Below are 20,535 nucleotides of genomic sequence, written 5' to 3'. Positions count from 1 at the left end.
GTCAGGCGTCCGGCGCGAGGTGTTTGCGCGCGACCCAGGCATCGGGCACAACGATCCACTCGTCGAACCCTGCCTGGTACGGCACGCTCTGCCCTGCCAGCCGCGGTGCTTTCGCCGGGTCAGACTGGGCGACGAGCAGCCACAGCGGGCTGCCACCTTGCCGCGCTTCCTCCGCGAGCCTTACGAGCAGGTCCAGCGCGTCGTACCGGGCGAGTACCGCAGTGTCGGTAAGGAGCAGCGGTCCCTGCCCCTGCCTCAGTCGCTCTCGCAGCTGCGGCTCGATGCGCCCCCACGCCTTGTCTGTGCGGATGCGCAGCTGTTGGTGAGCCCGGCTTCCGGGTTCGGCGGCGTCCGCCTTGAGGACGGTCTCCCAGGTCGGTCTGGCCGCCTCGCCGATCACACCGCGCAGTTCCTTCACGAAAAGCCCGGTCAATGACACCCGCCGCACACCGTACGGCTCGTCCACCAGGTGCCGCACCGCGTCCTCAGCACCCCGGTGGGGCACGGTCAGGACCCGGAAGCCGTCCTGTCGCGCCGAGTGCCTGAGCCGCTGTTCGGCCTTGACCGCGGCGGCGACGGCCGCGTCCGCGTCGTACTGGGTGGGGGCGGATCGACGGGCCGCCGAGGCTCCCCAGCTCGCCGAGGTCAGGCCCGCGGTGGCGTCCCCGGCCGGACGGTCCGGGATGAGGCGGAGCACCTTGTCGTAGCGCGTCGCCAGCTTCAGCTCGAAGCCGGCCTGCTTCAGGTAGCGGACCAGTGCGCTGCCCGTGGGCAACTCGCGTGGCACCAGCGGGTCTGTGCCCAGCTCAGGGAAGCGGGTCGTGACTCGCTTGTGCAGGGCGTCAACCGTGAGGCCAGGCAGTCGCTCCTCCTCGACGCCCGGCTGCACGGCGACCACACCGGCCTGGGTGATCCTCAGCGCGCGCACCAGGTCCAGGTCGCGCGGGTAGATCTCCAGTCGGGGGGTGAGAGCGGCTCGGGTGGAGGCTGCCACCGCGATCTCGGCGGTGCGCCGCTCGTCCCAGCCCAGGTTTCCCGGCGGCCGTCGCACCGCGTCCAGCTCGGTAAGGACGGTGTTGGCCGTCGGCAGGGATTCCAGGTCCGCGAGTCGGTCGGCCCGCGCGCCCAGGTTGAGCGCGTATTCCTGCAGAGCGGGCAGCGTCGGGGTGTCCGGGCCGTCCACGCCCTCCCGGACATCGAGGGCGAGCAGCCCGAGCACCGGTTCGGCGCCCTTGGGCATCCGGGCATGGAAGTAGCGGAAGAGCGGCGGGGACTCGTTGTCGTAGCTCTCTCGCTCGACCACCGCACGCAGCAGCGACAGGGCGAGCGCGCGCCGGTCGCGCCGCTCCACGTGCTGGGTGCCGCGCCGGGCGATCAGCGCGTCGGCGAGCTCGATCACCGGGGCCACCCGTCCGCGCTCAGCAAGAAGCTCCACCACCTCCTCGCGCAGCAGTCCAAGGGCGGCGTCCTGGTACCAGCGCTCGCGCGCCTTCTTCACGATCTGCGGGATACGGCCCGCGGTCAGGCCCACCGCGTCAGCGACGTCCCGCTGCCGAACCCATGCCAGGCCCTCGGGCAGCTTGCCGGTCTCGTTGGGCAGCCGCAGTAGCAGCCGGACCGCTTCGCGCTCCTTGGCGTTGGAGCGGGCACTGCCGCTGGATGGCTTCGGCACCAGGCGAGCGGCCAGCGCGTCCAGGCTCAATGCGCCCAGCAGCTGCGGGTCAGTGACATTTCCGCCGCCGGCGGCGACCGATTCGGCGACCGCCTGTTCCAGCTCGGTGATTTCCTGACCGGCTGCCTTGCGGGCTTCCGCGCTGAGTGGTGCGGGGGCCGCTTTGCCGAGTCGGAGGTTCCACTCCTTCTGCCGGCGCTGGATCTCCTCCCGGGTGCGCGAGCCCATGCCCGGCGCAGTGAGGAACTTCCTCGCCGAGTACTCCAGTACGTCCCCGACGGTGTTGAGTCCCATGGCGAACAGCTGGGACTGCGCGGAGAGCGTCAGCCCTGCCACGGACAGAGGCGTCGTACGGTCAGCCCTGGCCGCCTGCTGGTCACGAACCTGCTCGACGGAGGCATCGTCGTCCTCGCGGCCGATCTGCGGCCCGGCTTCCTGCGTGGTCCCTACGCTTTCCGCCGTACCGTGCCCGGAGCTCGGAGCCGTTGTCCGCTGCGCATCCAGGAAGAGTGCCTGCCAGGCACGCTCCATCGGCTTCAGGTCCGAGAACCGGTCCTTCACGTCCCGCGCCAGAGCCTTGCGGAAGAAGGCGACCAGGCCGTCGCGAACCGCCGGCTCGAAGGCGTCGGCGGCGAGCTGCGGGTACGGCCACTCCTTCGGATCGGTCTGCCGGGCTGTGACGGCACCGTCACCCCATCGGGGGAGCTCGTTCGACGCCATCTCGTGCAATGTCGCCGCGAGCGCGTACCGCTCGGCATGACCGTCGTACGAGCCGCGCGTGATGATGCCCAAGAACGGGTCGAGATAGCCCTCGGTGCCTGCGTCGATCTCCTTCGCCGGGTATCCGGCGAGGGAGAAGTCGATGAGCACGAGTTGTCGAGTGCCGTTGGGACGGATCCGGATGGCGATGTTGTCTGGCTTCAGGTCCCGATGCCAGATTCCTTCCGCCTCCAAGTGCTCCACCGCGCCGAACAGGTACTTCCCGTACGCCTCCAGCTGATCCATGCCCAGGCGGCCGTTGTCCCGCAGCTGACGGGCGACGGTGTCCTCACGCCGCCTCGGTCCCTTCCCGTCACCGCGGTCCTGGTCCTTCAGCTCTCGGCTGTCGCCGACGTATTCGAGAGCGAGCACCCGACGTCCCGCGAGAGTGATCGGCTCCCGCTCGTACAGCGCGATGATGCTGGAATCCCGGTGGATGCGGCCCAAAATCTGGGCCTCCCGGTCGAGGACCGCGTGCTTGGCCTCGCTCAGCGCGACCTTCAGCACAGCCACCGGCAGGGTGCCGCTACGCCGCGGCTCGCCCGCGAGATCCCTCACCAGGAACGCCCGAGAGGTCGAGCCCGTGCCGAGCCGGCGAACAACCTCCCAGCGCCCGGCCAGTACATCCCCGGCCACGGCCTCCAGCGGGTCCTTCTCCGGCTCGCTCCGGTCCTCGTCCGTTTCCGATCCCGACCCGCCGTCCCCGCCCGTGCCTGCGGTTGCTGCGGCCGAGCCGACGGAGTCCTTTTCGGTGAATGCCTGCTCGACGTACTCCAGCATCTCCAGGAAGTCGTCGACCGTAGACAGGCGCCGGCCCGGTTCGTACGCGGTGGATGCCTCAACCAGGTCGTCGATGTCCGGGTTGAGTCCGTCGACCAAGGCACTCGGGCGCAGGCTCTCACCGGCTTCCAGGCGGGCCATGACCTCGCTCTGGCTCGCGCCTGGTGCCTGCCCAGTGACCAGCAGATACGTGAGGACACCAAGCCCGTACACATCGAGGCGCACCGGATCGGCCTTCGGAATCCTCAGCTCCGGCGCCAGATACGGATCAGCCTGCTCCGAGACGTGGAACCCGGACACGTTTGTAGGAGCCAGGGTCAGGGGCCGGCCACGGCTGGCGCTCTGGCCTGTAGCGATCTGCCAGTCCGCGATCTGCGGCCAAGGGCTCAGCCAGCGCTGCTCCTCGCTGAGCTCCCGCCCGCGCGGGCCGCGATCACGCGGAATGATGTGCACCGCGTGCGCCGACAGCGTGCGGTGATGGACACGGCGTGAGTGCGCGGAGCGCACCGTCTCCGCAAGCTGCCGTACGAGCGCGAGACGGCCCCGCAGGTCCAGCTGCTTCCCGTGCTGCACCAGAAAGTCGTCCAGCCGCAGAGTCTCCGGGTGGTAGTCGAACAGGATCGTCGGCCCGGCCGGATGCCCCGACGGCAGATAACTCTTCAGCTGTACCGCACCCGGGTGCCGGAACCGGCTGAGCACCAGCGCCTCGCGAGCAGCAGCCTGCTCCACCGAACGCCGCTCGGCGTCCGAAGCACCGCGCTCGCTGAGAAAGACCCGCACTCGCGCCAGATCGTGCAGCTGGGAGTGACGGCCCAGGTAGTCGGCCCAGGTGGGCCCGGAGTCGAACGCCTTCGCATCCAGGAGATAGGAGCCCACCTCATGCTGGCGGCGGATCGGTGCGATGCCGAGCTTCTTCAGGGCCACGTCCACGCGGCGAGACGTCTCGGCCGTTATCCGGCGCCGGGCGTCTCCCGGCGGCTCGGCCAACATGTCCACGAGCTCCTTGACCGTGAACACGCCGTTCAAATCGGCGGCCGGCAGGTTCACCCGGAGCTTGTCATCGGTGAAGCAGACCGCCTCGCCCACCCAGATCTTCGACCGGTCCCCGGGCCGGCCGGAGACGTCGTTGATCAGGCCGGACAGCTCCTTGGCCTTCCGGTTCGCCAGGTGCAGGGGGTTGCCGTGTCGCCGCTGGGTACCGCCGGGCGTGGTCTGCACCCAGTCGTTACCGCCGCCGTGAACCGAGCCATGCCAGTCCTTGAGCTCGAGGAGGAACACCCCAGCCGGCGAGGTCACCAGAAGATCGATCTCGCGGACATGTCCGCTGTTCGCGGTAAACGTGAAGTTCGACCAGGCGCGCCACGGCTCCTCGTCCGGCATGCGCCTGCGGATCGCGTCCAGGCCGCGGCGCTCGTGCTCGTGCTCGGACTCGGTGACCGTCGTCCACCGACCTTCCAGCATGCGACTCCCCGCCCACGTCCGTTTGCGCACATTTGTCCCTACTGCGACCCTGCCGCCGCACTCAGGAACATCCGGCTGCCTCCGCAAAATGAATCTTAGAGGGCAGGACTGACAGCAAGAGGGCGACTGGGATTCCTGGAAGCCTTTGTTCTTCCGAGCGTGATCGCCGGGTTTCCGCTGGTCAGGTTGCAGTGGGCAGCGAGATGGCAGTGAGGGCACGTCGTGCTGGTCTCTTGCGTGAAGCTGCTGGATGCCGCCGGCGATGGCATTGCTGAAGGAGCGGGGGCCGCTTGCTCGCCAGCGGGTGGAGGCATTGCGGGGGGGGGAGGCGAACCGCGAGTGTGGACGTTCGACCGTCTCGCGTACCGTCGAAGCGCAGGCACGTCACACCACCCGCACCGGGACGTGAACCCCGTCTGCGCAGCCTCGCCGTACGCACCCAGGAGACACACGTTGAGCACCGACGCCCCGCCCGCAGACGGCGGCGACACCTTCTGGCAGGAACGCCGAGTGTGCTTCCTCACCACCCACCGGCCCGACGGCACCCCGCACCTCGTGCCCGTCGGCGTCACTTACGACCCCGAGACCCGAATCGCCCGCGTCATCAGTGACGGCAGCAGCAGGAAGGTCCGCAACGTCCGCGCCGCCGGCCCCGCGGCTCGAGCTGCCGTCGGCCAAGCCGACGGCCGGCGCTGGTGCACTCTGGAAGGCCCGGCCGTCGTCAAGGACGACCCCGAATCCGTCGCGGAGGCCGAACGCCGATACGCGGAGCGCTACAAGCCCCCGCGCGTCAACCCGAACCGGGTCGTCATCGAGATCACCGTCACCCGCGCGATGGGGACCGCCAAGCCGTCAGGGTGGTGACCTTCCGCGTGTGACCTGCCCACGAGCGGGCGGAAACATAGACGCGAATCCACGGTTAGCCAAACCGGGGATTCTCCGCATGATGCATTCTCCACCGCCATTCCCCTGCCCATACGTCGAAAGGCATCAGAGACGGCAGGACGATCCATCCGGGACCGCTCATGGCGTTCAAGGCCGACAGCGCTTCAGGCCGCCGCGTAACTTGCACGGAACAGATCCTGGGCCCGCTCCAGGTCCCGTTCGGTACGCAGTTGCAGCTCCAGGTCACCCGTCCCGTGGTGCCCGACGCCCGTCACGTCCCTGGTGAAGTTGGGGACGAGGTCGACCACGCGCGGGTCGGTCGAGAGGTAGACCAGGAGCTTGGTCCTCTGCGGCGGGCAGACGCACGCGAAGTTCCTCAGCCGCTGGTACGCGCGGTATTGCTTGCGCTGGACCTTGGTGATCCCATCGCCGAGCCCGAGCAGGGCCTCGTCGACCGCTGCCGCCAGCTCCGAGAGCGCTTCGCCCTGCGCGCCGTCGGGCCGTATCGCTGTCGCGCGATTGCGGACTCGCTTGGCCGCCGGCATCTGTGCCGTGACCGAGGCCACCGTCTCAAGGCCGAACAGGTCCCTGCCGAAGAAGCGGTAGCGGACCAGGTCGATGCTGCGCCGGTGCTCGCGCACGGCGTGGACGTCGTATCGGGTGAAGTCTCCAGCGACGTATATCAGCCTCGGTCCGCTCCACAGCACCTGGGCCGCGGGGGTGGTCCCAAGCCGGTCACGGACCAGGTACTCGAACTCGCCCCGGTGATCCATGAGCCACGAGAGGTAGAAGAGCCCCTGGTTGATCACCCCTGCGTCGGTGCCGCGCTTGTACTCGACGATCACAGGGGCCCCGTTCTCGTCGATCCCCAGCGAGTCGATCCGGCCGCCGTGGACCGGCCCCGTGCTGTACTCGGACGCCAGGAAGCGGACCCCGAGCAGGGCCTCCATGTTGGCCTCGACGAGGCGCTGCACATGCGCTTCGGCCTCGGCAAGACGCGGCGCAATCTCGGTCACGCCGTGATTCGTGCTGTAGAGCTTCAGGTTCGACGCCCCCTCCCGTGCACCCACTATGTTCGGGACAGAACAGCGAAGGTAGTCGGATTTATTTCCGAACTACAGGCGGTCATCGACAGCCTCGCCTTGCAGGCCCACCCCCTCATCAGCGACCTGACTACTCGGGTATGACGCCCCGAAGGCCCTGGAGGCAGCTCCGTAGCGCTCTTGGTCGGGGCGTCAAATCGGCCTGTGGTCCATGATGTTGCCGTCAGAGCAGTTGCTGGCTATGTCCCTTGTCAACGCTCCGGCCACGGGAGCGACGCAGCGCGCGCTCGGTCGCTCAGATAGCCGTCGAGTCCCGCAGCACTGGAGCGAGAAGCTCTAGGGCCTCTTCCCAGCGGAAGAGGTTGGCTCCTCCCCCGACCTTCGGCCGGTGCGGTTCGTACGACCCGATCAACACCCCCATCTCCCGGAGCCGGTTCAGGCTCTGGGGGTATGCGGGGTGCGCGGCCATGGCAGCATTCACGTACGGCAAGACCACCGTCGGGATCCTCATCCCGTATGCCTCGCAAAGGATCCCCAGGGCGAGGGTGTCGGCGATTCCGGCAGCCCACTTGTTGATGGTGTTGAACGTGGCAGGTGCGACGGCGATGGCGTCGGCGGGCGGGAGCGGGCGCGGGTCACCGGGACTGCGCCAGGCCGAACGGATCGGATAGCCCGTCTGCTCGGTGATCGCCTCGACATCGAGGAATCCGAGCCCCTGAGGTGTCGCAACGACACCAACGTCCCAGCCCTGCGCCTGCCCAGCTCTGATCAGCTTGTGGGTGTCGTCCGCGATGCCTGCGGCGCAGACGACGACGTACAGGAAGGGCTTCTTCGGGTGGACGCTCACCACGTGTCTCCTTCGCTGGCTGCCAGGAGGCGTTCGGCTTCCTCAGCGCATCCCCACGAGAGCGTGACGCCGGCGCCTCCGTGCCCGTAGTTGTGCACGACCAGGGTGCCGTCCTCCTGCCGTTCTGCCTCCGCGCGGACCGTGGCACGCGTTGGCCGAGCTCCGACCCGGTGCTCCAGGACGCGTGCCTCGGCAAGACGGGGTTCGACCTCGGCACAGCGAGCGAGGATGGCGGCCGCCGCCTTGTCGTCGGGTGCGAGGTCGCCCTCGCCATCAATGGCGGTGCCGCCCAGGACGACGGTGTCGCCGTGGGGGTAGAAGCACAGCAGGTCTGGCGAGAGGCCGGTGTCCTCGGAGAAGAACTCGGTCAGCCCCGGGTTGGTGACGACGACGTGCTGACCGCGGATGGGCCGAAGGTCGGGGTCCGGGACCAGGTTCTGGGCACCCAGTCCGGCGCAGTTGACGAACACGGGGGCCGGGCCGGCGTCCGCGAGGGAGGCCAGGCGTCGCCGCTCGACCGTTCCGCTGGCGGCGTCGAGTCGACGCAGGAGGTAGTCGAGGTATGTGGGCATGTCGATGAGTGGCACGGTAAACCGGTGGCCCGCAGTGAAGCCAGTCGGCAGTTCGGCCGGCTCGCACGGCCGGAAACCGGGTAGAGAAGTGGCCCAGTCCGGTGGGGCCTCGGCCGTGCGGGATGCTTCGATGCCGCTGGTGAGCCGGACGCCCGTCGCCGGGTCCTGCGCCAGCTTGCGGAAGATCTCCTGGGACTGCTGTCCCCACTGGTCGACCTTGTCCTTCGGCTCGACCAGGTATGGGCCCCACATCGCCCCCGCCGCCAGCGACGTGACGCCGGGCACCTGCTCGGCGATCACGTGCACCGAAGCACCAGACTCGGCGAGAACGACGGCGGTGGTAAGTCCAGCCACGCCAGCCCCGACAACGACAACTCCCTCCCCTGCAGTCATGATCCTGACCATAACGGCCCGGGTGGCGCCGATGAGGCGTGTTGGGCGAGTGCGTCTTCTAGAACCAGCGGGAAGCTGCGCACGTGAGGGTTCCGGAAACGTTCTCCACCGTTTGGGACTCCCATGAGAGTCCCAAACCGCTCTGAACACGGGAACTCAACGTTCAAGTGATGAGGCAGCAGAGGCCGCTTCGAGAGCGGCACCGATTCCTGAAGCTCACTCGCCTGGGCTGCGCGGGGCCTACAACGCGTTAGCCGAGATGGGCCCGAGCAGCGAGCTGGCGGCTTGATCGGGGGCTCCTCAGGGAACGAAGCGCAGTCACTCGCCCTCGCCGCCCGGCTCTTCGACGTACCCGCGACGGTGGTCGGCCCGGCAGACGCTCCGGCCGTCGAGCTCCAGGCGATCGACGCACTCGGGGCGCGGATCGTCACGTACGACCGCCACACCGGCCGCCGCGACGCCATCGTCCAGTAGCTCGCCGACGAACGCGGACTGACCATCGTCCGGTCAGCGAACCACCCCGAAGTGATCGCCCGTGCCGGGACGCTGGCATGGGCACTCCTCCAGGACGAGCCCGGCCAAGTCGCCATCCCCGTGCCCGGCGGGGGCGGCGGACTCGCCGCCGGCGCCGCGCTCGCGGCCCACGCCGGACAGCCGCGTGGCGTTCGGTGATCGGCGTGGAGCCCGCTGTTGCCGACGACACCCGGCGCTCGATCCGCTCCGGCCGACGGATCTCGATCCCACCGCCTCGCACCATCGCTGACGGCCTAAGGCACACGGAGCCCGCGTACCTCCCCTTCGAGAGCAACCGGAGGTTTCTCGACGGCATCGAAGTCGTGCCGGAGCACCGGATCGCCGACACCATGGCGTATCTGTGGCAGTACCACCGCGTCACCGCCGAGCCGTCCGGCGACCGTCGCCTTCGCCGGCCTGCTCCAGGCTGCGGGACCGGCTGCCCGCGGGCCCGGTCGGCGTGGTGCTGTCCGGCGGCAACGCCGACTGGAACACGTATCGCCCACTGCTCGACTCCGCCATGGAACGGATCAACTCCGATGCCCCCGTGCTGCACTGACCTCGCACCGCCGAAACGCGGCCCCGGCCTGGTCCACTCGCCCGTGCCCGTCGTCACCCAGTACGCCAGCCCGCAACTCATCGCGAAGATCGTGTATGAGGGCCACGACCCGGGCGACGACCCCCGGTGGACCGAGACCGGCGCCGGCACATCGGAGGAGTACGGCCGCTGGTGTCGGCACATGTGCGGGATGGCCTGTCTCCAGATGACCCTCCTGCACCGTGACGGGATCGCCCCGAGCCTCTTCCAGCTGCTGGCCGGGGCTCGGGAGGCAGACGCGTACGTCGAGCACGACAACGGCGACATCAAGGGGCTCATCTACGCCCCGGCCGCCGACTGGATGCGCTCGGCGCACGGCCTGAGCACCGCCGTACACCCCACGCTCACAGTCGAGGAACTAACCGCACTGTTGGACGCCGGCCGGATGGTCATGGCATCGGTGTCCAAGGACATCCGCACGCCGGACGTCCAGCCGTCACGCCGTGGTGGTCACCTGGTCCTGTGCCGAGGCCGCACGCCCGAAGGGCAGATCGCCTTCAGCAACCCCTCCGGACACACCCCCGAAGCGCTCGCTCCCACCCTGCCGATCGACCGCTTCGCGGCCTTCTTCGGCGAGCGCGGCATCTCCCTCGACCTCCGACCCGCCTGACCGGACCCGACCAGAAGAGAGAAGTCAGCGCTATGCAGCCCATGCTCCTGTCGACCATCGCCGACGTCGTCGGCGGAACCCTCACCGACGCACCCGACCATGACTCCATCGTGAACGCGCCCGCCGTCTTCGACTCCCGCAAGGCTGGCCCCGGTGCCCTGTTCATCGCTCTGGCCGGCGAGAAGGCCGACGGCCACGAGTACGCCAAGGCCGCCGTGAAGGCGGGTGCCGTCGCCGTACTCGCCGCCCGACCCGTCGGCGTACCAGCGATCGTCGTCGACGACGTGCTGGCTGCCTTCGGGCGCCTCGGTCAGCACCTCGTCGCACACGCGCTCCAGGACACGAAGGTCGTCGCGATCACCGGATCCGCCGGCAAGACCTCCACGAAGGACCTGATCGCCCAACTCCTCGCGGCCGTAGGACGGGTGGTGGCCACCCCGCAGTCCTTCAACAACGAGATCGGCCTGCCGCTCACCATCTCCATGGCCGACCCGTCCACCGACTACCTCGTCCTGGAGATGGGCGCCCGCGGCATCGGCCACATCCGCGACCTGACCCGCATCGCTCCCCCGCACATCTCCGTCGTCACCAACGTCGGCACCGCCCACGTCGGCGAATTCGGCGGCCGAGACAAGATCGCCGAGGCGAAGGGCGAGCTCGTGGAAGCCCTGCCCTCCAACGGCCTCGCCGTCCTGAACGCCGACGACCCGCTCGTCCTGGCCATGGCCGAGCGCGCCACCGCCCGCATCGCCACCTACGGGCTCGCCGAGGACGCCACCGTCCGCGCCACCGACGTCAAAGTCGACGCCTTCGGCCGCGCCACTTACACCCTCACCACACCCGAGGGCAGCGCCCCGGTCTCGCTCCAGCTTGTCGGTGCCCCGCAGGTCTCCAACTCCCTCGCCGCCGCGGCCGTCGCCCGGGAGGCCGGCCTGAGCGTCGCCGACGTCGCGGGCCTGCTGTCCGCTGCGACGCCGCAGTCGCGCTGGCGCATGGAAGTCACCATGCGCACCGACGGCGTCACCATCGTCAACGACGCCTACAACGCCAACCCCGACTCCATGCGCTCCTCCCTGGAGTCCCTGGCCACCATGGCCCGCGGACACGACCAGCGCGCCATCGCCGTGCTCGGCCGCATGAACGAACTCGGCTCTGAGTCCCGCACGGCGCACGAGGGCATCGGCCGCATCGCCGCTCGCCTCGACCTGGACCGGATCGTCTTCGTCGGAGGGGAAGAGGCCCAGTGGATGCAGCAGGCCGCCATCGGTGCCGGTGCGAGCGCCGTGCACCTACCCGATCAGGACACTGCCCTCCAGCTCCTGGCCGAGACACTGCGGCGCGGGGACGTCGTCCTGGTCAAGGCATCCCGGGGAGTTCAGCTCCAGCAGCTCGCTGAGCGGCTGCTGGAATCGAATCCCGAGCCAGCTGGGGCTTAGGCGACGACAGGCTCCCTCGTCACGACGGTCCGTCCGCGGTCGGCCAGGTCGCCGGTGCCCATGACCACGACCACGTCACCCAGCTCCGCCATCGCGAGCGCGGACCGAACGGCCTCAGCGCGGGCCGTCTCGACGACGGCCGCGTGGCCATTACGTCCTTCAAGACCTGCTGGGGAGAGGGCCACGGTTCTCCGCCCGCCCCTCTGCCCCCGCCCCAGCGCTCTGGACGGGGGTCCTGCGGCGCCACCCTGGGCTCCGCGCTCATCGCCGTGGTGGCCGGCCTCTGCCTGTTCGTCCTTGGCCTGGACCGCGTAGTGCGGCCACTGCCGGATCCCGAATCCACGCGGCGAACCCCGGCACAGCGAAGGGGTTGTTCACTCCGTATGAGGTGAATGACCCCTTCCGCGCATTCAGCCCCCGCTCGTCTCCTGCCCAGGAGCGGTGAAGCGGGAACCCAGCACACCGCCCCGCCAGCGCGGCGCCGAAAGCTCGCGGAGGGCTTCGTCCGGTGAACGACCGGCCTGCCCACCCGGTCACGGCGGGACAGGTCTCCGGGCACATGCAGGCGCCAAATCGGGTGCCTGCCACGAATCGCGAAAGTTCCCTGCAATTTCGCGGGGGATGACTCGGGCTTCTTTTCATAAGAGCGCAGCACTACAACCTTCCTGTACAAGATGGAGTGATGTCTGTGCCTGCCGAGCCCACGTCGTCCGCCGGCTACCCCGAGGAACACCGAGGGAACCCCGAGCAGCGGGCCGCCGACCGCGAGTTGTACGAGCAACTGGTGACCGACGGGTTTGCCGGTCCGCGGTTCGAGCTTCTCCGGGAAGACCTGTGGCTGTACGGGTGGCGCGTCCTGCGGAAGTGGATGCGAGAGGGTGAGATCATCGCCCGCTGCCGTGAGAACGACATCTACTTCTTCGCCCCGTACACGGAAGTGGAGGAGATGATGCGGCGCGACGAGGTCCGCGTCGACATCGCCGGGCTCTGCTTGGGGAAGGCCGTTCCCCTGTTCATGCGCATGCTCTCCCAGGGACGCTGGAACCCGGAGAGAGGCGCGTCCGTCCGCACCTTCTTCATCGGACTGTGCCTCGGCTGCTTCCGTGACGCGTACCGGGAGTGGGCCGGCCCGTACCGCCGTCGCCTTGCGGAGGTCCTCCATCCCGACGTCCTCGGGGGTTTCCCCATGGTCAGCCTCGACCCGGAACCCGCGGAGCACACGCTGCTCCGCGACACGATCGCCACGATCCTGTCAGGCGCATCTATGGAGGAGCGGGCGGTCTGCAAGTTGATGCTGACCACCGGCGCCACACAGGAACAGATCGCGCAGAGGCTCGGCACCACACGTAAGGCGGTGGAGCGCCGCCTCGGCCGTGTCCGGCGCCGGGCCCAGGAGCTCGCCGCGGCCGGCGTCATCATGGTCCCCTCGGTCAGTTCGGCGGTGGCCAAGTGATGGGCGGCCCGCTCGATCTCCGTGCCCTGGTTCTGCTGCTGGCTGGTGCGGTCACGGCGTACGTCGCCTACCTCCACCCGGACGTGGGCGTGGCCCTGCTCGTCGGGGCGGGGGTGGTGACGCTGCTCTACCTGCTGATGGGCTCCGGCGGGAGCGGAACGCCCCCGCCCCGCTGACCGGCGGTCACCATCTGGCGAGGAGGCGCCGGTTCGCGCTCGGCGCCTCGTCCGACTCTCCTCGCCCTGCCGTACCTGGGCGCGGGCGTACCCCTAGGCGGAAATTGGTTCGTGCCTGTCAGACCTCCCGCGTATGCTGTATGTCGTTCCTCTCCGGCCCATGCGTGGATGAGGTAACGGCTTCGCGACCTGGGATGGTTGGTCGGCAGCCGCAGATGTTCCTGCGGAGCGACGACGTACAACAGGGCAGCCGCTTCGAGCTTCTGTGCCGGCAGTAGCTCGCTTTCGACACCTGTCCTGGTGGTGTCGGACTGCGAGCTGCCTTCACAGGCTCAGGTCCGGCACCCCTCTGTCCCTTGGGAGGGGCCCATGAGTACGTCTTCCAGCGCGACCCCGCAGTCCGGCCGGATCCTCGGCACGGTCATCGTCTTCCTGCTCGCCGTCATCATCACGCTGGTCGTCAGCTTCGTTCTGGTCGGCCTTGGCCTCAGCGTCCCACTGACCGTTGCGGGTGGGGTCACGCTGTTCGTCTCCACGTCGACGCTCGGTATGAAGGTCCTGGCCTACCTCGCTCCGGCCTGATGCGCGACGGCTCCACCAGGCGGTGGCCTGGTGGAGCCGGATGAGCCGGTGCGACGGGGGAGACACACGGGCTCTGTACTGAGTGTGGCACGGCCGGTCCCGCATACGTGCGAAGTAACGCGGGACCGGCCCACGGGGCGCACCCGTCCTGTCAGGGGTGCCGACACCGACCGTACGAAGTCCACGTGCTCCTTGCACGATCTGATCCCCCGTTGGGTGCGGCAAGAGGGGTCAGGCAGCTGGCTCCTCGCCCACGGCCTGCCTCAGTGCACGGATGAGGATCTCGGTGTCGTCGACGGCGAGGAGCGCCTTCTGCAGGTTGACGCCGACCATGCCATGAGCGAGGTCGCGAACTCGAGGATCGCCCGCTCGCTGGTGGAGCTGGGTGGCTGCCAGGGAAGCCGTCCCGGCCAGCCGCCCCTCCGATACGATGCGTAGCCGCTCCATCTAGCCGGGAACCCGTCTTACCAGGGGCGATGCCCCTCCCAAAGCGGCGCTCGCTGGGGAGAATCTGGGGAGAACGAAGCTCCGTTGGGGAGCGCGTGGGGAGAATCGACTGCCTAAACGGGCAGCACGATGAAAGCACCTGAAACAGGCATCACCGCAGGTCACAGTGCCTCATTGACCGATTCCCGCAGGTCAGCGCCCCGGGGGCGAGGACTTCAAGAAGATCTCCTCGGGTTAGCCGGTGCCTGCGCCCAAAGGGCCGCCGTAAGCAGCGCGCGCAGGGATACCGGTGGCCTCGTGGCAAATGGCAGCAGAACGCCCCGACGCAGCTGACGCCGAATGCCTGGGATGCGGTACGCCGCCGGGTCGCGGCGACGACCGGCGGAGAATGCATCGCGTGCGGTGGCGTCGACATCAATCGGCATACCGGCCCGGGCTCAGCTCCCGCAGTGCCACGAGGTGTGGCAGCTGGAGGAGCCCAGTCTCGCGGCCGGTGGAGTGAAGCGGGTCCAGCGTCTGGCCGATCTGGGCCCGCTGTGCGGGGCGTGCCATGCCACCCAACACGTGCGACGTGCTCTGAAAGTCGGAGGCTGGGACCTGGTGATCGACCAGCCTCGCCCATGTCAACGACCTCACCCCCGAAGCCGCCGAGGCAATGGATCGCTTGAACTGGCGGCTGGACCTGTCCGCCATCAACGCGTGGGTACCCCTCACGATGTCGTCTGTCAGGACTCAGCGACACCGATACTCGGTCGGGTCCACATCGCGCCGCTAGCGGTCGCCACGGAAGGGTGCACTGTCAGTGGCGGCTGGTAGCGATAGTTCCATGGGATTGAGGGCTGAGGTTCCTGCCGCCGTCTACGCAATGCACCATGCCGAACTCGGCGCCGTTCAGATCGGTGCATGCATGCAGCCACAGGAGCGGCGAATCCGATCACACGAGCGCAAGGACTGGGTGCTGTTGCTGGCGCTGCCGGTACCCACGGGCAGGGACGCGGAGGCGATCGAGCGGATGGTTCTAGACAAACTGAAGACCAGGGCATGGGTGCCCGCAGGGATGGGGGCACGCAACCTGGCGGGGCTCCCAGGGCACGGCACCATCGCGGGGTGCCAGGCATGCGGAACGCCTCCCGCTACAGCCGTCTTGCGTGAGAGCTGGGTCCCGTTCCTGTCCAAGGCCCAGATGCCGCAGGGCGGATGGACGGAGACGTTCGACGCCCGGCTGGTCTCCCCCGAACGCGCCCGCCTGGCGCTGCACTTCGCCGAGAACGGATACCGGGCGCGGCACTACCCAGACGCTGGGGAGGGTATTGACGCATTCGCCCAGCGGAGAGCGGCAATCGAGCAGCAGGTCCGAGACGAGCGGTGGAGCCGCCCCGTCTACTAGCCCGTGCACACATCTCGTCTTGCGAGGAGAAGGACCATACTCGTTGCCTTAGCCCCGGATGGCCACCACACCGAAGCCCACCGCGACCTTGTCCCCGAGCCCAGCGGATACTGCTGCCCCTACTGCCGTCACCCGGTGCACCTCAAGCGCGGACGTGTCAAGGTCGCACACTTCGCTCACGCTGCCGGCGCCGACTGTCCAGCCGCATCCGAGCCGGAATCACCGGAACACCTGGCTGCCAAGGCGCTCCTGGCCGCAGAGTTCCGTGCGCTCGGCTACGACGTCATCCTCGAACGCCCCCACCCACAGCACCGTCGCCGAGTCGACGTCGCCGTCCGCATCCCGGGCCGGGCAGGGCCGGTTCAGGTAGCCGTCGAAGTCCAGGCATCAGCGATCAACACCAAGGAGATCATCCGGCGCGAGCGTGCCGACCGTGCCGCCGGATACCTGTCGACCCTGTGGTGCTTCACCCGCTCTCGCGCCCCAGAACTGCTGACCCTCCGCCCCGACATCGAGGTCCGCGTCCCCGAAGAGATCAGGTTCATACATCGCACGCACACCACCGACGTCGCACTGCTGGACGTCAACGCCCGCACGCTGTGGCTCGCGCATCTCGCCGGGACATGGCGCGACGGCAACAGCTGGTTCGACAGCTCCGGCAATGAGCAGTCCAGCCGCGGGCGACGGCCACGCACAATCCGCACCGTGGAACGGACACCGGCGACGTTCGCTCTTCGCCCCGTGTGGGTTACCCCGCCAAAGCAGACCCCTCGATGGGTCGCAGCGTTTACACCAGACACCGCTACGGATCAGGCACATGTTATTGCGTAGCGGGTGCCCCTTCCCCGCCAGGTACATCCGTGAGGACTCCACGGCGCGGGCCACTGCCCCTGCCCGAGGCCGACTGGACTGCGGCCAGCTACTCTGCCCACACCACCTGGCAAGCCCCGGACCGCAGCATCACGGTCGAACACCAGCCTCACGCGGTGGACAGCCGGCGGACTCGGCGGTAGCGACGCGAATCGACCCGCATGGTCAATCCGCCTCTCGAGAGGGGTACCCCACGACCTCCTGGCTCAGCTGACCACCGTCGCGGCCAACACCGCTGCAGCGCCGAGTCCTGCGCCCGGGTGGTCTGTTCTCAGCTCCCCGCCCCGGGGCCGCACCCGATCGGTGTCACCGTCACCTTCTACGTGGTCAAGGACGATGAGACCTGTCCTTGGGTGGGCGACGTAGTGCTCCATGAGCGTCCTGTTTCACCGGCGCCGCTTCCCGGGCACGTGGTGAACTTGTTCAGGTGATGTCCGGTAATCACCTGACAGTTGAGAGGCGAGTCCGATAGATCTTGGCGCGTGAATGACTCCGCGCCGGCACCCGAGGACGACGAGCCCACCTCCATCACCGAGAAAGCCAAGAACCTGTGCAAGAAGCACGAAGGGAAGGTGGTCTTCGCCATCAGCGCTGCCCTGCTCGTCGCTGGCGTGCTCATCAAGCAGGCCATGGACCAGAACGGCACCGAGGGCGCCGAGGACACTGAGTCCGCGGAGGACATCGAGGGCAGCGAGGTCACCGCGGACGCTGGAGCGGCCTCCGATTCTCCGACCGCCAAGGACCCACGGAAGTCCCCCGCCGAGCACGAGGTGAGCGGGTACACACGGACCCTTCCTGATGGACGCGTCATCGACATCGACCCCTACACGCGCGGCGGCAGATCCGACGGCGCGGACGAGGATGAAGCCGAGGAGCCCGGCGAAGCCGCAGCCTGAGCGCCCGGGACAGGGTTGCCGGCCGCCTCCCAGAGGAGGTGTTCCGCAAGGGAAGATCAGGGCGTGACTGATTTCCTCAAGGAGCACCAGACGCTCATACTTGCGCTCCTCCCTATCGTGGTCGGCTTCGTCGGAGCCTGGCTCGGCGCCTGGCTCCAGGCCCGCGGAGGCGTGGCACAGGCCAAGGCCGCGGAACAGGCAGCGAAAACGGCTGCGACAGCAACCCTCCAGGCAGTCCGGGAACAGGCCGACCACGCCGCAGCCGCGGCCCACACCGCTTCTCTGCGCGAGCAACGAATCAGCGCAGCGACGAACCTGATCGGCAGTGACAGGGCGTTCGGCCGAGTGCTGCACACGATGTTCCGGGAGCCCGACACGGACTCCACGTCCGCCTACGACGAACTTCTCCACGCCTGGGGAGTGGTCCAGCTTGTCGCTCCCACCTCCCTCACCACCGCGTCCTCCCGCGTTCTGAAGGCGGCACAGGACATCCAGCGCCTTGCTCACCAACGCGGTGAGGCGTACTGGCTCTACATGCAGTTGACGGGCGTATATATCGGGATGCCCGAGTACGAGGACACCCGACAGGCTGTGGAGGCCCTGCATGCTTGGCGTGTCGCGTATGCCGCCGACGCCGCGAACATGATGGAGGTGCACGATGCGGCATCTGCGGCTCTCCGCCGGCTCCCGGCCCTGGAGCCAGAGCAGGCGTCGGCTCTGCTCAACGACTTCATGAACCCTGAAATAGGTCCTCTACTCGAACAGTCCTGGCGGGAGCACAACGAGGCCATGGACGAGTTTGTCAGTTGCGCGCGCGCCGTCCTGGGCGTCAGCGACTAAGCAGTCCTGGCGATCACGAGCGGAGCCAGATGACGCGCGCGGCTACATCCGCTGCCCGATGCCCCGGGGCGACGTTAAGTTGCTGCCCCGCCTCGTCGGGAGTGAGAAGGGTCTGATCCTCCGACGTAAGCGAGCCGAGGAAGAGCATGGCTCGGCGAGATCGAGAGCATGGACCTCACCTCACGTTCGTCCGCACCAAGCGAGCCGACGCAGCCCGGCTCACCCGCCGAACCACCGTCACCCTCGGCATGCCCACCACCAGTCAACAGAGCGGGTGACAACCGGATTCGTGGCCCGCCAGGATTCGTGGCCCGTGCCGAGGCCCGGGACGCGAATCCGGTCGAAGGCGTGCGACAGCTACTCACTCCGAATGAGCGCGAAGTCAACGATCCCCCACGCATCCTCCGCCGCCAACAGGGCGTCCTCGTAGTTTTCGGCATTCAGCAGACGCTCGGTCGTGGTCAGCGCGGCGCTGACCTGGCCGGCGTGGCCGCCCAGGTCCCGGTAGTACCGCGTCACGAGGCCCTTGACCTCGGTGATCTTCGCGGCCCTCAATCCGAACGCAGATTCCGGGGGCGGGTCCGGAAGTACAGGTCGGGGTTGTCTTCCAACAGCTTCAGCTCACCCACGTCCATCCCAGACCGCTCACCGGCATCCTCGATCTCGGGAAGAAGATCTTTCCCGTCAAGGACCGCGGCCACTGTCTGGTTTCCGACCCGCTGCACCGGCACCACCGCGTCGCCCGCGCGCACGAAGTACGCGTAACCGCGATCAACGTCGTTGGCCACCTGGCGTGTGCGCTCCACCCACGGCTCGCCGGGGAGATCGGGGCCCTCTCCGATCCCGCTGTAACCGATGACCTTGCCGTCTTCGATCAGCTGGTAGCGGACTTCTCGCCATCGGCCGGGCGGATTTCGGTCCTTGGCCTGCCGGACGAGACCGTTCTTCCGGCCCTTCACTGCCTTGTCCCAGGCCGGCCACTGAGCCGAGCGCCGGTCAGAGGTCCGGCAGACGATGTCCAGGAGAAAGACCTCGTAGTGGTCCAGGCCCATCGGCCGGTACACCAGATGCTGACGGGGGGTCTCCAGACGCGGGTCCGTATCAGGAATCTCAACCAAGGACTCCAGTTCAGTGGACTCCGCGAACGCCCACCGCACGAGCGGCGGGTCCTCGGCAATCAGTCGGGGGTCAAGGGAGTGGAAGAAGCGCACCGCATCGAACAAGGTGTCCACGACCGGTCGGCCTTGGACCTCCTTGCGGTAGGCGTCCTGCGCCTCGCCACGAGCCCGCTTCTGCTTCTCTGTGGCCGACTGAGCAATGTTCACGTAAGCATCCGGCATGTCCGCGTACCGAGCCCAGGTGTAGACCACGCGCATACGCGTGGGGGCCATGGACATCGGGATGCCGAAGTGGGCACCCGGCACGAGCAGGCCGTCGAAGATTACAGGGGAGTGCTCCTCGCAGTTCCGGATCAGTTCGAGCCCCATGACGACTTTGCCAAGGGGGTCACGGGCCCTGTGCCGCCGGTAACCATCGCCGAACGCAGGTAGGAAGACGGCCTCGTCAAGGACGTTGACCGCAGAGGCGACCCTTCGGACCTCCAGAGCCGCAGCCTCCGAATCCTCCATGGTCGCGTACCAGTACGCCTCGATCGCCCGCCGGACTTCCCGCATGTAGCGGAACCCCTTGTCCGCGTACGCGCCCCTCAGGGGAAACTGTGCCTTCGCCACGATCTGAGCATGTCATCTGGCCCGGAGGGGCGCCACGGACTTCACAGCCCGAGACGTCCCTCGGCCTTCTGAAGAATCGCTCGGGAAGGTCCGAAGCACTGCTCGTTGGCCTGCGCGATGTGTTTGGCGACCGGGTCCACGAGGTGCACGGTATGGCCGTCGTTAACGAGCCAGCACGCGTGGGCACCGGGGCCGCCGCCGACGTCGAGGACCCTCGCGGAGGGAGGTGTGAGATGTCGGCGTAACAGCTCCTGGGTGCGATCCAGTTCGCCCCACGGTCGTGCCCAGCGTCTTCCCCGATGCAGAACACTTCGCCGAAGCGGCCGCCGGGCACCCCGACCTCCTCGACGACGACACCCTGTCCTGGCTCACCGGAGCCGCCTTTAAGGAAGGCTCTCTTCTGCGGAACACCCGATTGCCATCCATCACGGCGGTCACCCTTCCGGACTGGGCCGTGCAGGATCTGCCGCAGATGCCGGACTTCAACGCAGCGTAGTCAGCACCAAGTCAGCACGGGAGCGGTGAGAAGGGGTGATGACGTGGGCTTTCAGTCAGCACGAAACCAGCACGGGAGTCAGCACGGCG

20 protein-coding genes and 3 pseudogenes are annotated in these 20,535 nt (G+C 68.2%); 15 read left to right on the top strand and 8 right to left on the bottom strand.

The features are described from left to right. Position 1: 1 nt before the first annotated feature. Positions 2-4,672, bottom strand: a complete 4,671-nt coding sequence (gene pglW, locus ACFV9D_RS05465; RefSeq protein ID WP_385141249.1) for a BREX system serine/threonine kinase PglW — start codon at positions 4,670-4,672, stop codon at positions 2-4. Between the two features lie 453 nt (positions 4,673-5,125). Here pglW and ACFV9D_RS05460 point away from each other — a divergent pair, with 453 nt between their 5' ends. Next, positions 5,126-5,536, top strand: a complete 411-nt coding sequence (locus tag ACFV9D_RS05460) for a TIGR03618 family F420-dependent PPOX class oxidoreductase (protein WP_385141246.1) — start codon at positions 5,126-5,128, stop codon at positions 5,534-5,536. 185 nt (positions 5,537-5,721) lie between these two features. Here ACFV9D_RS05460 and ACFV9D_RS05455 read toward each other — a convergent pair whose 3' ends face one another. The 3 genes from ACFV9D_RS05455 to ACFV9D_RS05445 all read right to left on the bottom strand — a co-directional run bounded on the left by ACFV9D_RS05455 (position 5,722) and on the right by ACFV9D_RS05445 (position 8,412). Continuing rightward, positions 5,722-6,627, bottom strand: coding sequence for a DUF5655 domain-containing protein (locus ACFV9D_RS05455; protein ID WP_385141243.1), 906 nt, complete (start codon positions 6,625-6,627; stop codon positions 5,722-5,724). Positions 6,628-6,895: 268 nt separating this feature from the next. Then, positions 6,896-7,447 (bottom strand): flavoprotein, encoded by a 552-nt coding sequence (locus ACFV9D_RS05450; RefSeq protein ID WP_385141240.1) that lies wholly within the window; start codon positions 7,445-7,447, stop codon positions 6,896-6,898. Continuing rightward, a complete protein-coding gene (locus ACFV9D_RS05445) occupies positions 7,444-8,412 on the bottom strand; it encodes an FAD-dependent oxidoreductase (protein ID WP_385141236.1) in 969 nt (322 codons plus the stop codon). The genes ACFV9D_RS05450 and ACFV9D_RS05445 overlap by 4 nt, the downstream gene beginning before the upstream one ends. A 273-nt stretch (positions 8,413-8,685) precedes the next feature. Between ACFV9D_RS05445 and ACFV9D_RS05440 the strand changes: the two are divergent. The 6 genes and pseudogenes from ACFV9D_RS05440 to murF form a co-directional block, all read left to right on the top strand. Continuing rightward, a pseudogene (locus tag ACFV9D_RS05440) lies at positions 8,686-8,886 on the top strand (pyridoxal-phosphate dependent enzyme); the annotation flags it as partial. A gap of 51 nt (positions 8,887-8,937) precedes the next feature. Further along, positions 8,938-9,084: a hypothetical protein gene (locus tag ACFV9D_RS05435; RefSeq protein WP_385141233.1), complete on the top strand. Its 147-nt coding sequence runs from the start codon at positions 8,938-8,940 to the stop codon at positions 9,082-9,084. Further along, positions 9,081-9,263, top strand: a pseudogene (locus ACFV9D_RS05430) (pyridoxal-5'-phosphate-dependent protein); the annotation flags it as partial. The gene ACFV9D_RS05435 and the pseudogene ACFV9D_RS05430, both read left to right, overlap by 4 nt. A 23-nt stretch (positions 9,264-9,286) precedes the next feature. Then, on the top strand, positions 9,287-9,484 hold the full coding sequence (locus tag ACFV9D_RS05425; RefSeq protein WP_385141562.1) for a hypothetical protein: 198 nt from the start codon (positions 9,287-9,289) through the stop codon (positions 9,482-9,484). Between the two features lie 43 nt (positions 9,485-9,527). After that, positions 9,528-10,133 (top strand): C39 family peptidase, encoded by a 606-nt coding sequence (locus ACFV9D_RS05420; protein ID WP_385141548.1) that lies wholly within the window; start codon positions 9,528-9,530, stop codon positions 10,131-10,133. Positions 10,134-10,165: 32 nt separating this feature from the next. Further along, entirely contained in the window at positions 10,166-11,569 is a 1,404-nt protein-coding gene (gene murF, locus ACFV9D_RS05415) for a UDP-N-acetylmuramoyl-tripeptide--D-alanyl-D-alanine ligase (RefSeq protein WP_385141230.1), read from the top strand. Here the strand turns inward: murF and ACFV9D_RS05410 are convergent. Beyond that, positions 11,566-11,754, bottom strand: a complete 189-nt coding sequence (locus ACFV9D_RS05410) for a hypothetical protein (protein WP_385141227.1) — start codon at positions 11,752-11,754, stop codon at positions 11,566-11,568. The genes murF and ACFV9D_RS05410 overlap by 4 nt on opposite strands. Positions 11,755-12,251: 497 nt before the next feature. On the opposite strand from ACFV9D_RS05410, the gene ACFV9D_RS05405 reads away from it, so the two are divergent. From ACFV9D_RS05405 to ACFV9D_RS05375, 7 genes are all read left to right on the top strand, one after another. Further along, the gene (locus ACFV9D_RS05405; RefSeq protein WP_385141225.1) at positions 12,252-13,022 is read left to right on the top strand and encodes a hypothetical protein; all 771 of its coding nucleotides are present in this window, start codon (positions 12,252-12,254) and stop codon (positions 13,020-13,022) included. Further along, a complete protein-coding gene (locus tag ACFV9D_RS05400; protein ID WP_385141222.1) occupies positions 13,022-13,198 on the top strand; it encodes a hypothetical protein in 177 nt (58 codons plus the stop codon). Before ACFV9D_RS05405 ends, ACFV9D_RS05400 begins: the two co-directional genes overlap by 1 nt. A gap of 369 nt (positions 13,199-13,567) precedes the next feature. After that, positions 13,568-13,780 (top strand): hypothetical protein, encoded by a 213-nt coding sequence (locus tag ACFV9D_RS05395; protein WP_385141220.1) that lies wholly within the window; start codon positions 13,568-13,570, stop codon positions 13,778-13,780. 1,591 nt (positions 13,781-15,371) lie between these two features. After that, positions 15,372-15,614 carry a hypothetical protein gene (locus tag ACFV9D_RS05390; protein WP_385141217.1) on the top strand — a complete coding sequence of 81 codons (243 nt, stop codon included), beginning with the start codon at positions 15,372-15,374 and terminating at the stop codon, positions 15,612-15,614. 3 nt (positions 15,615-15,617) lie between these two features. Next, positions 15,618-16,445: a competence protein CoiA gene (locus ACFV9D_RS05385; protein ID WP_385141214.1), complete on the top strand. Its 828-nt coding sequence runs from the start codon at positions 15,618-15,620 to the stop codon at positions 16,443-16,445. A gap of 521 nt (positions 16,446-16,966) precedes the next feature. Then, positions 16,967-17,380, top strand: a complete 414-nt coding sequence (locus ACFV9D_RS05380) for a hypothetical protein (protein ID WP_385141211.1) — start codon at positions 16,967-16,969, stop codon at positions 17,378-17,380. A gap of 63 nt (positions 17,381-17,443) precedes the next feature. Then, positions 17,444-18,220: a hypothetical protein gene (locus ACFV9D_RS05375; protein WP_385141209.1), complete on the top strand. Its 777-nt coding sequence runs from the start codon at positions 17,444-17,446 to the stop codon at positions 18,218-18,220. Positions 18,221-18,577: 357 nt separating this feature from the next. On the opposite strand, the gene ACFV9D_RS05370 is transcribed toward ACFV9D_RS05375, so the two are convergent. The 3 genes and pseudogenes from ACFV9D_RS05370 to ACFV9D_RS05360 all read right to left on the bottom strand — a co-directional run. Beyond that, positions 18,578-18,739 (bottom strand): hypothetical protein, encoded by a 162-nt coding sequence (locus ACFV9D_RS05370; protein ID WP_385141206.1) that lies wholly within the window; start codon positions 18,737-18,739, stop codon positions 18,578-18,580. 32 nt (positions 18,740-18,771) lie between these two features. Beyond that, positions 18,772-19,950: a hypothetical protein gene (locus ACFV9D_RS05365; RefSeq protein ID WP_385141203.1), complete on the bottom strand. Its 1,179-nt coding sequence runs from the start codon at positions 19,948-19,950 to the stop codon at positions 18,772-18,774. A gap of 101 nt (positions 19,951-20,051) precedes the next feature. Continuing rightward, positions 20,052-20,255 (bottom strand): annotated as a pseudogene (locus ACFV9D_RS05360) (class I SAM-dependent methyltransferase); the annotation flags it as partial. Here ACFV9D_RS05360 and ACFV9D_RS05355 point away from each other — a divergent pair. Beyond that, positions 20,231-20,446 (top strand): hypothetical protein, encoded by a 216-nt coding sequence (locus tag ACFV9D_RS05355; RefSeq protein ID WP_385141200.1) that lies wholly within the window; start codon positions 20,231-20,233, stop codon positions 20,444-20,446. The pseudogene ACFV9D_RS05360 and the gene ACFV9D_RS05355 sit on opposite strands and share 25 nt — an antisense overlap. Positions 20,447-20,535: the final 89 nt, after the last annotated feature.

The organism is Streptomyces sp. NPDC059875 (genome assembly GCF_042731085.1).
Lineage (GTDB): Bacteria > Actinomycetota > Actinomycetes > Streptomycetales > Streptomycetaceae > Streptomyces.
This window is presented reverse-complemented; position numbering and strand designations above follow the sequence as displayed.